The sequence below is a fragment of the Coxiella endosymbiont of Dermacentor marginatus genome (assembly GCF_907164955.1).
Taxonomy (GTDB): domain Bacteria; phylum Pseudomonadota; class Gammaproteobacteria; order Coxiellales; family Coxiellaceae; genus Coxiella.
The window spans coordinates 141296-155117 of sequence record NZ_OU015521.1 but is presented as its reverse complement, the minus strand read 5'-3'; the positions used below and the strand labels follow the sequence as shown (position 1 = coordinate 155117).

Sequence of the window (13822 nt, the reverse complement as noted above, 5' to 3'; positions counted from 1 at the left end):
ACATCCCCTGTTTGAATCATGTATACTTTATTGACTCGTATTATGGAAAAATTATCTCAATTTATTAATAACCACTGGCTTTTAGTTACAACATTTATCATTATGTTGATTGTCTTATCTATTTTAGAGGTATTGAATAAAGGGCTAGGGAGAAATAATCGCTTGACACCTGCTCAAGTAGTTCAGTTAATTAACAACGAAAAAGCTGTAGTTATTGATATTCGTGACTCTAAAACATTTGAGAAAGGGCATATCACCCATGCGATTAATATTCCTGTCACCGAATTGAATAAGAGTTTTAAAGAGATTGAGCAATATAAACAACAAACTTTAATTATTGTTTGTACGACAGGCAAAGAATCTGCTTATTTTGTTAATAAATTATATAAACAAGATTATCAAAAAGTTTATATGCTCGTTGGTGGTATGAGCGCTTGGATCAATGCGAATATGCCAGTAATAAAGTAATGTAAATAAAGTAGGTTTATATCACTGACTATTTATTGCTTTTATTGTTTGATGACAAAAGCTCTTCTCGAGCAAAAAAGTGTGGATTATCTAGAAATCCTTTATTGTAGATAAGAAACCAGAGAAATTTGGAGAAATGATTAAATGGAACCAATAAACAACGAAGTGTTACACAAATATTTATAAATTTTATAAATGACCAAGGAATTTGTAGTTTCGATGATTTTTAGAAGCTAGAATAAAGAAAAGAATTAGATAATGTATTAATTTCTAATAAAATAAAAATTGAGGAAGCTTGATGGAAAAAAATCAAAAGATTAATCAATCAAATAATGATCCTGAATTTACAATCCAGCGATTGTATGTGAAAGATTCGTCATTTGAATCTCCGTATAGCCCTCAAGTGTTTTTTGAACCATGGAGTCCAGCATTAGATTTGGATTTAGCCACTAAGATAAATGATTTAGGAAGCGATAATCACGAAGTAATTTTAATCGTGAAGGCTACGGTTAAAATAAAAGAAAAAACTATTTTTATAGCTGAAACTTTTCAGGCCGGCATTTTTATTATAAAAAATTTTCCTGAGAACCAAATGCGACTGATGTTAGAAAGTTCTTGCCCCAATATCCTTTATCCCTATGCGTGCGAAGCGATTACGAATATGGTTGTGCGTGGAGGATTTCCTCAGCTTTATTTAGCACCAATAAATTTTGACTTACTTGTAGAACAACATAATCGTTCCCAAGAGAATAACGACAGAGATCGTGTGCATTATATATGATGAACCGTCCGCTAACCATCCTTGGTGCTGGTTCTTGGGGAACGGCTCTAGCTCTTTTGTTATCTCGCAAAGGTCAAAATATTCGACTCTGGTCTTATAAAAAGAAACATGCGCAGGAAATGCAATTGGATGGTGTTAACGGCCGTTATTTACCGAATTATCATTTTCCGAAGTCATTACGTGTTTATCACAATTTAAAAGCAAGCTTGCAAGGAGTAACTGATATATTAATCGTTGTACCTAGCTTTGCTTTTCAGCAAGTAGTTCAGGAGATTAAACCTTATATTAATTCCCGTGGGCGTATTGCCTTTGGAACTAAAGGTCTTTCTTCTGATAATCGTCTGTTGCATGAAGTTATTGAAGCAGAATTTGGAAAAATACCTATTGCGGTATTATCAGGTCCAAGTCTTGCTATCGAAGTAGCATCTGGATTGCCAACTGCGATAACATTAGCCAGTAATAATACAGTATTTTCTCATGATTTAATTGAACGGTTTCATAGTCCCTATTTTCGAGTGTATCAAAATAACGATTTAGTAGGGGCTGAAATTTGCGGAAGTGTAAAAAACATATTAGCCATTGCGACCGGAATCAGTGATAAGTTGGCCTTAGGTGCGAATGCTCGAGCTGCCTTAATCACTCGAGGACTAACTGAGATGGGCCGTTTAGTTAGGGCCTTAGGAGGCCAGCAAGAAACCTTAATTGGATTAGCTGGATTAGGGGATTTAGTTCTTACTTGTACGGATAATCAATCACGTAATCGTCAATTTGGTTTAGCATTAGGTGGGGGTGTAATCAAGGAAAATGCAGAGAAAGCAATTGGTCAAGCAATTGAGGGTCTTTATAATATTAATCAAGTTTTGGCACTCGCAAAAAAATATAAAATTGATATGCCTATTACACAGCAAATTTATCGCATTCTGCATGAAAATCTTGAACCAAAGCAGGCTGTTCAAGAACTTTTACACCGGTCTACTAAAACAGAACCTTAGTATGATGTTCTAAAAGTTAAAAAACCCTTACTATTATAGAGATGAGTTAGATCCTTATTTTTTAAAGTTAGTAAAAACATCTGCAGATCGATAAGAGAGCATGAATGATGTTTCTTTATTCGCTGTGGCAATAATTTTAGGCTGGAAAAGAATTATATGAAACATTATTAAAACCTTTTTTTGCTAGTGACTTCAGAACAAGAGACCGGGGATTAAGAATAGCGATCTTCTAGGTTTCTAGTGATCTTCTGGAAGATTTTAGGCTTCTATTTCTTTAAATAATTTCTTTTATTATCGTCCGTGAAAATAACAACGCATTTTATAACAGAGAGCAATCTATCTCATCTCCTATGCTCAAAAAAACCAAATCATCCCAGACAAATAACTTGGAAGCAAACAAGGGTATAAAACTAATAAAAAGCAGCTCAAAATTTACTCCTTCAAGAAATTTGTTGTTCAGATTAAAGAAGAAATCATCACGATACGCTGCCCTGATATTAATCCAGAAAAAGAAACAATTCGCATGTTTCACCTGAAACTTTTCATCACTGGTATCAAGAAAAGCATGATATGGTAGTTCTCGATATACGTAGCGATTTTGAAGTCAATGGGAACCTTTACTGATGTTATTGATCTTAACATTCAATCATTTAGCAATTGTGGTGGAGCCTTTTTTAAAGGTAAATGTTTTATTTTCGATGATCGGATTTCTATTGAAGTTACATAATAATTGGCTTTAAGAACCAAATAATAACCATCATGATGGCCATCGCAATAATCCCAAAGGAGATGGCAAGTACTTTTTGATAACACTTTAAGGGGTCATGTAGAGAGTGAAAATGTTCATTGACGACCCCATGGAGCGCCCCAATATAAAAGAAACTACCGGCAGCAAATGCGCTAAGTAAACTTGTAATAACAACAGCCAGTCGTGTCTGAAGAAAAAATTCAATAAAAGCAGCCATAATAATTCCAAATGGAGTCACAAAAGAAAAAGCCCATAAAGTCCCTTTTATTTTGTTTTCGCTTTTAATACCAAAATGAAGTCCCATTATTAAAGCAAAACTCTCAAATCCTTTGTGCACAAGAATAGCAATCGACAGAAGTGATATGACATTGATCGTATCTGAAATGCCGAACGCAGCTCCAACAATAAGAGCATGAACCGATAAAATTCCTGTTAGCATCCAAGTGCTCGGCATACACATTTGGTCCGTGGACTTAATTTTATGTTGTTTTTCTCTTCGTATAATTGAACGTTCAAGACTAAACAGAAGTAAAAATCCGAACCCCATAAAAACAATAACTAGGATATAGGAGCTTAATGCACCAACCTTGTTTAATAGCCCTTGAATAGCATCAGGAAATAAATGGAAAACGGCCGTTCCTAAAAAGATCCCGTCGGCAAAGGCATCGCTCATTAGCAATAAATGCTGATAGCGACGCACAAAGTGTAACGACGTAAAACCTACCGTTAGAGTAACAATAGCAATAATGAAGGCAATTAGACACTTATAATCAAAGAGTGATATATTAACTCCTAGCAGAAATAAATTGGCACTGCTACATTTAACCATATTTGTTTCACTGATAGGGTTAATTATGAATTTGGACTATTTAGATTTTGAGCAACCCATTGCAGAGCTTCAGGAAAAAATCAATGAACTCCGTCGTGTAGATACCAATCAAGAACTTAATCTTATCGAAGAAATTGCTAAGCTAGAAGAAAAAAATGCTCAACTGACACGCCAAATCTTTTCTAATTTAAGAGCACATCAGATTGTGCAACTGGCACGGCACCCTTTGCGTCCGCATACCATCGATTATCTTCAGAGGATTTTTTTATATTTCAACGAACTACACGGTGATCGTCATTATGACGATGATGCTAGCATCATCGGAGGATTAGCTCGTCTAGATAATGAACCAGTCATGGTAATCGGTCAAGAAAAAGGCCGAACTACTAAAGAAAAAATCTACCGTAATTTTGGCATGTTGAAGCCAGAAGGATTTAGAAAAGGGTTGCGATTAATGAAACTTGCTGAGCGATTTTTAATTCCGGTTATTACATTGATTGATACACCAGGGGCTTATCCTGGAGTGGGTGCTGAAGAACGCAATCAAAGCGAAGCCATCGCTCGAAATCTTTATGAAATGTCACAGTTAAGGACCCCAATTATTTGTATCATAATCGGTGAGGGTTGTTCAGGCGGTGCATTAGCTATTGGTGTAGGAGATCGTACTTTAATGTTGCAATACGCTTATTATTCTGTAATTTCGCCAGAAGGTTGCGCTTCCATTTTATGGAAAAGTGTTGAAAAGGCAAGCGAGGCGGCTGAAGCACTTGGACTAACCGCAGAACGACTCTATGAATTGAACTTAATTGATGAAGTGATAGAAGAACCGCTTGGGGGGGCACACCGCGATATTGAGGCTATGACAGAGAAACTTAAGAAACGCTTACAGTTAAACTTGTCTGCCTTGCAATCTAAACCTATTGACACTCTTCTAGAAGAACGTTATCGCCGATGGTTAAGTTATGGCAAGTGTTGAGCAATGCTTTACGTCAGAGAAACTTTTTACAGTTTTGATCACGCTTACTAGTAGTTCTCATTTTTATATCGCTTATAGTGGTGGCTTAGATTCGCATGTCCTGCTGCATGCGATGAACGAATGCCTTAAGAAAAATCCACTCTTACAGATTCAAGCTCTGCACATCAATCACAAACTTAACCCAAAGTCTGATCTGTGGGAACAACACTGTCAACATACCTGTGAAAAATTAAAGGTGCCTTTTCAGACAAAACAATTAAGGCTAACAATTTATCCAGGTGACAGTATTGAGGCAGTTGCCCGAGAAGCTCGTCATGAAATATTTCGCTGTATTATTCGCGAGAATGAAAACATTTTAACAGCTCATACTCAAAATGATCAAGCGGAAACTTTTTTGTTGCAGTTAATGCGTGGTTCCGGTATTAAAGGATTAAGCGCTATTCCAATGAAAAAGAAATTAGGTTCTGGTTATTTATTGCGTCCGCTACTGGATTTTAATCGCAGTGAATTAAAAGTTTATGCTGAAAAAAATTATTTACATTGGATTGAAGATGATATGAATTTAGAGTTGCGATTTAATCGCAACTATTTACGTCATACAGTGCTGCCTATTTTACAGCGACGATGGCATGAAGCACCCGCCATTATTTCCCGATCGGCGAGCCATTGTGCTGAAGCGACTTTTTTGCTTAATCAGTTAGCGGATAATGACTTGAAAGCTATACAAATTGGCACAAAATTAGCGATTAAGACACTATTACAATTAACTCCTGAGAGGCAGAGAAATGTTTTACGACGGTGGATTTCTTGCAGGGGATTCCTTACGCCTCAAACTAAGCAATTAGAACAGATACGAAAAGACGTATTAGAAGCAGAAGAAAATGCAAATCCCATTTTTATTTATCATAATGTGGAAATTCGTCGATATAGAAATGAGCTCTATTTGTTAGATTTTTCACCACCACATGATGCCAATTTAGTCATTCCATGGGATTTTCAAAGGTTGTTAATTCTTCCCAATAATTTTGGAATTTTAAAGGCTACAAAACGAAAGGGTGAGGGAATTAAGGTTACGCCTGATATTCATCAAATAACAGTACGTTTTCGACAAGGAGGCGAACGATGTCAGCCGGTAGGTCGAAAAGAAAGCCATGCATTAAAAAAACTAATGCAGGCATGGAAAATCCCAGCTTGGAAACGTGATTCTATTCCGTTAATTTATCGTAATGAAAAATTAGCAGCTATCGTAGGTTATTGTGTTTGTGAAGATTGTATGGCGAAAAATTCAGAATGGGGATGGGTTGTTAATTTTGAGACAGACAAGCTAAAATAAACTTTGTTCCTATATCCGACTGAATATAAAGTGTTAATTAAGTATCATAACACATGTTATGATACTTCTTGTGGTCAGCATTGAGGCGCACATTACAAAAGTGTTTGACATGGAATTCATTTCAGTAAATTTTTTTAAGGATATAAAACGTATTTTTTATCTGACAAAGAAAATTTAGGTACTAACGAATCTAAAATATTTCTATAGCTTAATTATAGTTTAATTGAAAATCATTTTTTATTAGCTGTTATGAGACTTTATTCGATGATTGCTGAAATTAATAATGGTTTTTCTTTCATAAGTAAATCAACTACATATCCAGTGGATATGATTGGTTAACAGACTTCTTAGTTTCTTTATTTTTAATTATTTTAGCAGTTGCGGGTTATACGGTATTGAGCTGTTTAGTAGGATATTTTGAAATATCCTACTAATATTGCAATATCTTAGTTAGCTAGAGCAAGCGGTTGTTAGAATAGCCATGTTTTAATTATTGTGTTCATTTTCTTGCAGGTCTCATTATCATGAGCAAGGAACGTTAATCTTGATACATCATTTATTTTCATGGAATTATGTCTTAAAACTGCGCGTGTTATTTGTGATAATGAGGAAATGGACATGCCTAGTACAAGAAAATTTAAAAGTTGATGGTTAAATATGGAGGTAGAGTTTCGTCCAGGCGAAAAATCCTATCGATGAAGCTAACACAAGAATCTATTCCATAAAAAAAGATGACGAGGTTACTCCAGAAAGCGGCAATATAGCAAACTTTATTTATCGAATCACCATGCAAAAAAGATCATATTTTTATTCAAATCGTGCATTTATTATTGTTTTAGATAAAATAGAATGATCATTATCGAAAAACTAGTATTAGTGCATATTAAAGTAATATAAGACATCATAGTTAATATCTATTTTAAACCTGTAATTAAGACAATTCTCAGTATTTTAGCTGTGTTGCTAGATCCTTAAAACAGATGATTTTAAAAAATAATCATTGAACTTCATTATATAAGATTAAAAATTGTCATTTGGTATTAGAACAGTCTAATTACAGCAGATTTGATGAATTGAGTAGTGGGGAAGGTTTCAAGTAATTACTGAAGTGTTTTTATAAAGATAAAGTAAAAAAAGTATAAGAATTTCAGTAAAAAGAGGAAAAATTAAAATAATGAGCGATGAACTTGAATGATAAACTGTTTTTGATTATAGCTGATGTTAGTTCTGCACTAGAATAAAGAAAGTGTAGCGTTAAAAACACTAATATTAACTCAATAAACGACTTAATAGGGGTAAATACAGTTGTAATTTCCAAATTATGAATCTGAGGATAGTTAAGAATCGTTAACTACAGCTATTTTCCTCCATTACTTTGAGCATGCTGCAGTAACTGTGCGCGTTTATTGAGTATTGATTTTTATGTTGCCAGAGAAAATCCATATGTCAAGCATTTTAAAGAAACAACTTCCTCTGAGAAACATAAGAATTTTTCAATTCTTTTAATAATCGCGATTAGAATTAGGAATCTCGCTGCGTTCGCGCGAATATGCTACTATTTACCCATTGAAAGATGACAAAACTGATGACAACAATGCTCCAAAAGTTTATTCGTAATTTTTCGATTGTCGCACACATTGATCACGGTAAATCCACATTAGCGGATCGATTCATTCAGCTTTGTGGTGGATTGACTAATCGCGAGATGAAATCTCAAGTTCTTGATTCGATGGATATTGAACGGGAGCGTGGAATTACTATCAAAGCCCAAAGTGTTACCTTGGTTTATCAAGCTAAAAATGGGCTTACTTACCAATTAAATTTTATTGATACCCCAGGGCATGTAGACTTTTCTTATGAGGTATCTCGATCATTAGCAGCCTGTGAAGGCGCTTTATTAGTGGTAGACGCTACTCAAGGTGTAGAAGCGCAAACGGTAGCAACTTGTTATACAGCTATCGAACAAGGTCTCGTAGTATTGCCAGTATTAAATAAAACTGATTTACCGCAAGCAGATCCTGAGCGCACTATTCAAGAAATTGAAAATACTATTGGTATCGAGGCACATGGTGCTATTCAGGTGAGTGCTAAAGAAGGTCATGGAGTACGAGAACTGCTAGAACAAATTGTTGCTATTATTCCTCCACCATCGGGAGATCCTGAAGCGCCGTTACAAGCTTTGATTATTGATTCTTGGTTTGATAGCTATTTGGGAGTGGTTTCTTTAGTACGAGTTAAAGCAGGCACTTTGCGTAAGGGGTATAAGATCAAAGTTCTTTCGACAGGAAAAGATTATTATGTCGAGCAGGTAGGTCACTTTACACCAAAACGCCAAACTCTAGAAGCATTGAAGGCCGGTATGGTAGGGTTTATAGTTGCTGGAATTAAAGATATTTTTGGTGCTCCTGTAGGAGATACGTTGACACGTACTAAAGAGCCTGTTAGTGTACCTCTATCTGGTTTTCGTCGAGTTAAATCACAGGTTTTTGCCAGTTTTTTTCCCGTTAACTCTAGTCAATATGAAGCCCTTCGAGAAGGGCTTGCTAGACTACACTTGAATGATGCAGCTTTATTTTATGAACCAGATTCTTCAAATGCTGTTGGGTTTGGATTTCGTTGTGGTTTTCTCGGTATGCTCCATATGGAAATTGTCCAGGAACGTTTGGAACGCGAATACGATCTTGAGTTAATTGCCACGGCACCCACGGTAAAGTATCAAGTCGTTACTAAACAAAATAAGATTTTATATGTGGATAATCCGAGTCGATTATCAAAGATTGGTAAAATCTCTGAAATTCGTGAACCTATTACAGTAGTAAACATATTAGTACCGCCTGAATTTTTAGGGGCGGTAATTAGTTTGTGTATAGAGAAACGAGGCATTCAAAAAAAATTACTATATTTAAATACTCAAGTATCAATGAGTTATGAAATTCCGTTGAGTGAAATGGTGCTAGATTTCTTTGATCGCTTAAAATCCGCAAGTCGCGGGTACGCCTCCTTAGATTATAGTTTTAGTCACTTCCAAAAGGCAGATCTGATAAAATTAGACATCTTAATAGGTGATAAAACCGTGGATACTCTAGCAACTATTTTACACAAAGATCAAGCCTATTCTCGAGGACGTGAATTGGTAGAGCGACTTAAGGATTTAATTCCTCAACAAATGTTTGAGGTAACTATTCAAGCCGCGATTGGTGCTAAAATAATTGCGCGTACATCAGTGAAAGCATTGCGCAAAAACGTGACAGCTAAATGTTATGGAGGAGACATAACACGGAAACGAAAATTATTAGAAAAACAAAAAGCTGGTAAAAAGCGTATGAAACAAGTAGGTAAAGTAGCTCTTCCGCAAGAGGCATTTTTAACCGTTTTAAGAATAAAAAATGATACTTAACTTTGCTTTTATTCAGTAAGTTCAGTATTTTTGACCGGAATAATTTTTCTTATCGGTTATTTTTTCTTAAAATAACATGCTATTTGACTTCCATGTGATCTTTTATAAAACGAGTAACTTTATATCAATTGAGAAATAAAAGTAAAAATTTCTCTACACTGCGGATGACGCGAATTATTTTTGGTATTAGATAGTCAGCATTGTATATGTAAAAAAGAAGATCTTGGAGGTATCAATATAAACTAAACTACGTTTAACCATAAAGAAAGAAACCGAACATTATGATTTAGCATTTTCTATCATAGAATTATCATGATAAGTGACAATTGAGATAATCATGATAATAATTCTCAGGAAGGAAGTTCCTATTGGGATTCGGCTTAGTTGGATTTTTTCTTGAGTAAATACATCTGGATAGGATCGAATCAGAAACTGGTTCCAATAAGCATTTTCTCTTTTATTTCTATTAAAAATTATAGGGAAAATTTCATGAACAAACTTGATGAATTGATGCAACGTTTAGGACATCAATTTAACGATATTGGGTTATTAAGAATAGCTTTAAGTCACTGCAGTGTGGGAGCTCACAATAATGAACGTTTAGAATTTTTAGGAGATTCCGTTTTGGGATTTATCATTGCGTTAGAATTGTATCAACGTCATCCTCAGGCACAGGAAGGAGAATTAAGTCGAATGCGCGCTTCTGTTGTTAATGGTGATATATTAGCGCAATTATCGATTGATTTAGGGGTAAGTGATAATTTGCACTTGGGGATAGGTGAATGTAAAAGTAGAGGAACACGACCATCAATTTTAGCAGATGCTTTAGAAGCTATAGTTGGTGCTATTTATCTTGATGCTGGATTAGAAGAATGTCGTCGTTGTTTGTTACAATGGTATGGTAAGCGTGTGGATAATTTGTCCAAGTTAACTCCAAAAAAGGATGCTAAATCGCGCCTGCAAGAATGGTTACAAGCTCAGAAGCTGCCCCTTCCTGTTTATGAAGTGCGAGTAAGTGGAGAAGCGCATGCCCAAATTTTTATGGCCATTTGTTACGTTAAAGGACTAATTTATAAAACAGAAGGTATCGGTACCACGCGTCGACGAGCAGAACAAATTGCTGCTTTGCGGTTTTTGGAATTAATAGATGAATAAGCATATTACCTACTGCGGTTATGCTGCTATTATTGGTCAACCTAACATGGGCAAATCCTCATTACTTAATAGGATCTTAGGCTCTAAAATAAGTATTACATCACGAAAGCCTCAAACTACTCACTATCAGATTTTAGGAGTCAAAACTTTTAGAAATATTCAGGTAATCTATGTTGATACGCCTGGTTTGCACCCACATATACCTAAATTGATAAATCGCTATATGAATCGTATTGCTTTGAGAACATTACAAGATGTCGACCTTATTATTTTTGTTATTGAACCTCGTTGGGATGAACGAGATGCTTGGGTGTTAAAACAGGTTAAAGATATTAAGACGCCTATTTTTTTAGTTATTAATAAAACTGATCAAATTAAAGATCATTCAGCATTATTGACTTTAATTGAAAAAGTTTCCTACCTACATTCTTTTAAAGAAATTATTTCTGTTTCTGCGAAAACTGGTAATCGCATAGGAGTTTTGGAGCGAAAGGTTAATGAACAGATGCCAAAATCCTCTTTTTATTTCCCTGCCGAACAAATTACTAATCATAGTAATCAATTTCTGGCAACTGAAATAATCCGCGAAAAGCTTATACGACTATTGGGTCAAGAAATTCCTTATTCGTTGGCGATCAAGATTTTAATATTCCAAAGAGAAAAAAATTTTTTTCATATTTCAGCTGTGATTTGGGTTGAACGGAAAGGGCAAAAAGGAATTGTAATAGGGAAAGACGGAGAGCAGCTTAAAAAAGTTGGCACAACTGCACGCATTGATATGGAAAGATTATTCAATCAAAAAGTATTTTTACAATTATGGGTTAAAGTCAAAAGCGGTTGGTCCGATAGTAAGCCTTTATTAAAAGAATTGGGGTTTTAGGAATGACACATCGCGTTTTTTTGGAGCCTGCTTTTATCATACATCGACGACCGTATAGTAATACAAGTTTAATTCTTGAATTTTTAACACTAAATTACGGTCGAGTTTCTGCTCTTGCACGAAGTGCCCGAGGGTTAAAATCGCGCTACAAAGGTAGGTTAGAATTATTTTTTCCCTTTCTTATTTCTTGGTCAGGTCGAACAGATTTAAAATTTTTAGGGAAAGTAGAATTGAATGGGATTCCATATCTTTTAGAAGGAGAATCTTTATTATGCGGTTTTTATTTAAATGAATTGATATTACGTCTATTACATCCAGGTGATCCAGACAATTATTTATTTCAACATTATAAAAATACATTGGATCAATTATCAAAGGGTGACATAGACGCTTCTTTACGAAGTTTTGAAAAACGACTATTAGAACAGCTGGGTTACGGCTTACCCTTAGAACGTGATATTAAAAAAAATATTCCATTTGAAGAAGATCAATTTTATCAATATATCCCTGAGCAAGGGTTTTTACTCTGTAAAAAGAGCAGAGAATTAAATGTGTTTTCAGGAAAAAGTTTACTTGCCTTACGAGGAGAAGTGTTTTTCAATGTGGATCTACTCAAAGAAATGAAGCGTCTAATGCGATTAGCATTAGGAAGGTTACTTGGGAAGAATCTCCTTAAAACTTGGGAATTGTTTCGCTAAAAGAGTATACTGCTAATTCAAAGGAGATACTATGGTTCGTTTAGGTGTGAATATTGATCACGTGGCTACGTTACGTCAGGTTCGTAAAGCTCGCTATCCAGATCCTGTTGACGCAGCTTTAATTGCAGTTAAATCGGGTGCTGATATCATCACTCTGCATTTGCGCGAAGATCGACGCCATATCCAGGATGATGATGTCCGTAATTTAAAACGAAAATTGACAGTGCCTTTGAATTTAGAAATGGCAGCGACTGAGACTATTATGCAATTTGCCAAAGAAGTTAATCCCGAGTACTGTTGTTTGGTGCCTGAAAAACGAGAGGAATTAACGACAGAGGGCGGTTTAGACGTTTTTAATCAACAAAACAGCATAAAAGAAGTTTGTGCTCATCTTGCAGATGTAGGTATTGAAGTTTCTTTGTTTATCGATGCTGATGAAAAACAAATCGATGCCGCAAAAGCTTGCGGGGTTCCCATCATTGAAATTCACACAGGGCATTATGCTGATGCGAAGATCAGTTATGACCAAAAAAAGGAATTAGAACGTATTACTTCTGCAGCTAATTATGCCAATAGTTTGGGTCTTGTAGTAAATGCTGGTCATGGTTTAACAGTTTATAATGTCCAACCCATTGCAGCTATTCCTGTAGTTAATGAACTAAATATTGGCCATAGTATTATTTCTCGTGCTGTTCTGATTGGTTTACCTAAAGCTATTAAGGAAATGAAGACTTTGATTATTAGTGCAAGAAACAAATTGGCGCGAGAAGGAGGGGACGCGGTTTGTGAGGATAACCCTCTTCATTAACAGCTAATATACCCTAACCTTTCCGTTTTTAAAAAGAAGAGAGCTCGAATTCACCATTGCAAAAATAGCGGAAGATGCTCCCATTCTCATGCCAATCTCCTAATACAATACGTTTGGCAGGCTTTTTATTTATTAAGAGATTATGAATAGTCGGGCGATGAGTATGCCCGTGGATTAATAATTCCACGTTCATTTGATACATAATACGTAGGACTTCTTCTAAATTAACGTCAGTAGTTTCATTAGATAAATAGCGATTGTGATTACGACTTTTTTCACGTAATTTTCTTGCTAGTCTGCGACGCAGACTTAGAGGAAGTGATAGCGTTAACTTTTTTACCCATCTTTTAGTAATGTTTCGTCTGTATGCTTGGTGTTTATGATCTAAAGTGCAAAGACTATCACCATGTACTAATAAGACGGATTTATCGTATAAGGAAATGACAATAGGGTCTTCTATTAAAATTACTCCTGTGTTTCTCGCAAATTTTTTCCCTATCAAGAAATCACGATTTCCGCACATGAAGTAAATGGGGGTTCCATTTTTAACTAGAGAATAAAGTGTTGAAATAATTTGTTGATTAAAAGTAGTTTTGTCATCATCACCTATCCAAGCTTCAAAGAGATCACCGAGAATATAAAGTGAATCAGCCTTTGGTGCCTGCTCTTTCATAAATCGAAAAAAAAGCATTTTGACGTTAGAAGCCTCTTCTTTTAAATGCAGATCAGAAATAAATAAAGTGTGTGATTTCATAGT

General features: G+C 35.3%; 12 protein-coding genes. 10 read left to right on the top strand and 2 right to left on the bottom strand.

Translation table 11 applies throughout. The features are described from left to right. Positions 1-18 precede the first annotated feature (18 nt). The 3 genes from ONG85_RS00660 (at position 19) to ONG85_RS00650 (ending at position 2241) form a co-directional block, all read left to right on the top strand. Positions 19-468 carry a rhodanese-like domain-containing protein gene (locus tag ONG85_RS00660; RefSeq protein WP_264435664.1) on the top strand — a complete coding sequence of 150 codons (450 nt, stop codon included), beginning with the start codon at positions 19-21 and terminating at the stop codon, positions 466-468. 295 nt (positions 469-763) lie between these two features. After that, the gene (gene secB, locus ONG85_RS00655) at positions 764-1249 is read left to right on the top strand and encodes a protein-export chaperone SecB (RefSeq protein WP_264435663.1); all 486 of its coding nucleotides are present in this window, start codon (positions 764-766) and stop codon (positions 1247-1249) included. After that, entirely contained in the window at positions 1246-2241 is a 996-nt protein-coding gene (locus tag ONG85_RS00650) for an NAD(P)H-dependent glycerol-3-phosphate dehydrogenase (RefSeq protein ID WP_264435662.1), read from the top strand. Before secB ends, ONG85_RS00650 begins: the two co-directional genes overlap by 4 nt. A gap of 719 nt (positions 2242-2960) precedes the next feature. Here the strand turns inward: ONG85_RS00650 and ONG85_RS00645 are convergent. Further along, positions 2961-3818, bottom strand: a complete 858-nt coding sequence (locus ONG85_RS00645; RefSeq protein WP_264435661.1) for a ZIP family metal transporter — start codon at positions 3816-3818, stop codon at positions 2961-2963. 25 nt (positions 3819-3843) lie between these two features. Between ONG85_RS00645 and ONG85_RS00640 the strand changes: the two genes are divergently transcribed. The 7 genes from ONG85_RS00640 (at position 3844) to pdxJ (ending at position 13065) form a co-directional block, all read left to right on the top strand. Then, positions 3844-4794: an acetyl-CoA carboxylase carboxyltransferase subunit alpha gene (locus ONG85_RS00640; RefSeq protein WP_264435660.1), complete on the top strand. Its 951-nt coding sequence runs from the start codon at positions 3844-3846 to the stop codon at positions 4792-4794. Then, positions 4781-6127: a tRNA lysidine(34) synthetase TilS gene (gene tilS / locus ONG85_RS00635; protein ID WP_264435659.1), complete on the top strand. Its 1347-nt coding sequence runs from the start codon at positions 4781-4783 to the stop codon at positions 6125-6127. Before ONG85_RS00640 ends, tilS begins: the two co-directional genes overlap by 14 nt. Positions 6128-7712: 1585 nt before the next feature. Further along, positions 7713-9524 carry a translation elongation factor 4 gene (gene lepA, locus ONG85_RS00630; RefSeq protein WP_264435855.1) on the top strand — a complete coding sequence of 604 codons (1812 nt, stop codon included), beginning with the start codon at positions 7713-7715 and terminating at the stop codon, positions 9522-9524. Positions 9525-10013: 489 nt separating this feature from the next. Next, positions 10014-10679, top strand: a complete 666-nt coding sequence (gene rnc / locus ONG85_RS00625) for a ribonuclease III (RefSeq protein ID WP_264435658.1) — start codon at positions 10014-10016, stop codon at positions 10677-10679. Beyond that, a complete protein-coding gene (gene era, locus ONG85_RS00620) occupies positions 10672-11559 on the top strand; it encodes a GTPase Era (protein ID WP_264435657.1) in 888 nt (295 codons plus the stop codon). Before rnc ends, era begins: the two co-directional genes overlap by 8 nt. A gap of 2 nt (positions 11560-11561) precedes the next feature. Further along, entirely contained in the window at positions 11562-12257 is a 696-nt protein-coding gene (gene recO / locus ONG85_RS00615; protein ID WP_264435656.1) for a DNA repair protein RecO, read from the top strand. A gap of 31 nt (positions 12258-12288) precedes the next feature. Next, positions 12289-13065, top strand: a complete 777-nt coding sequence (gene pdxJ, locus ONG85_RS00610; RefSeq protein WP_264435655.1) for a pyridoxine 5'-phosphate synthase — start codon at positions 12289-12291, stop codon at positions 13063-13065. A gap of 28 nt (positions 13066-13093) precedes the next feature. On the opposite strand, the gene ONG85_RS00605 is transcribed toward pdxJ, so the two are convergent. Beyond that, positions 13094-13819 (bottom strand): UDP-2,3-diacylglucosamine diphosphatase, encoded by a 726-nt coding sequence (locus ONG85_RS00605; protein ID WP_264435654.1) that lies wholly within the window; start codon positions 13817-13819, stop codon positions 13094-13096. Positions 13820-13822: the final 3 nt, after the last annotated feature.

What these genes read in the sequence shown, in the direction of transcription:
- ONG85_RS00660 (WP_264435664.1), top strand. Translation starts at nt 19, where the DNA reads ATGTATACTTTATTGACTCGTATTATGGAAAAATTATCTCAATTTATT.
- ONG85_RS00650 (WP_264435662.1), top strand. Translation starts at nt 1,246, where the DNA reads ATGATGAACCGTCCGCTAACCATCCTTGGTGCTGGTTCTTGGGGAACG.
- ONG85_RS00645 (WP_264435661.1), bottom strand. Translation starts at nt 3,818, where the DNA reads ATGGTTAAATGTAGCAGTGCCAATTTATTTCTGCTAGGAGTTAATATA.
- ONG85_RS00640 (WP_264435660.1), top strand. Translation starts at nt 3,844, where the DNA reads ATGAATTTGGACTATTTAGATTTTGAGCAACCCATTGCAGAGCTTCAG.
- tilS (WP_264435659.1), top strand. Translation starts at nt 4,781, where the DNA reads ATGGCAAGTGTTGAGCAATGCTTTACGTCAGAGAAACTTTTTACAGTT.
- lepA (WP_264435855.1), top strand. Translation starts at nt 7,713, where the DNA reads ATGACAACAATGCTCCAAAAGTTTATTCGTAATTTTTCGATTGTCGCA.
- rnc (WP_264435658.1), top strand. Translation starts at nt 10,014, where the DNA reads ATGAACAAACTTGATGAATTGATGCAACGTTTAGGACATCAATTTAAC.
- era (WP_264435657.1), top strand. Translation starts at nt 10,672, where the DNA reads ATGAATAAGCATATTACCTACTGCGGTTATGCTGCTATTATTGGTCAA.
- recO (WP_264435656.1), top strand. Translation starts at nt 11,562, where the DNA reads ATGACACATCGCGTTTTTTTGGAGCCTGCTTTTATCATACATCGACGA.
- pdxJ (WP_264435655.1), top strand. Translation starts at nt 12,289, where the DNA reads ATGGTTCGTTTAGGTGTGAATATTGATCACGTGGCTACGTTACGTCAG.
- ONG85_RS00605 (WP_264435654.1), bottom strand. Translation starts at nt 13,819, where the DNA reads ATGAAATCACACACTTTATTTATTTCTGATCTGCATTTAAAAGAAGAG.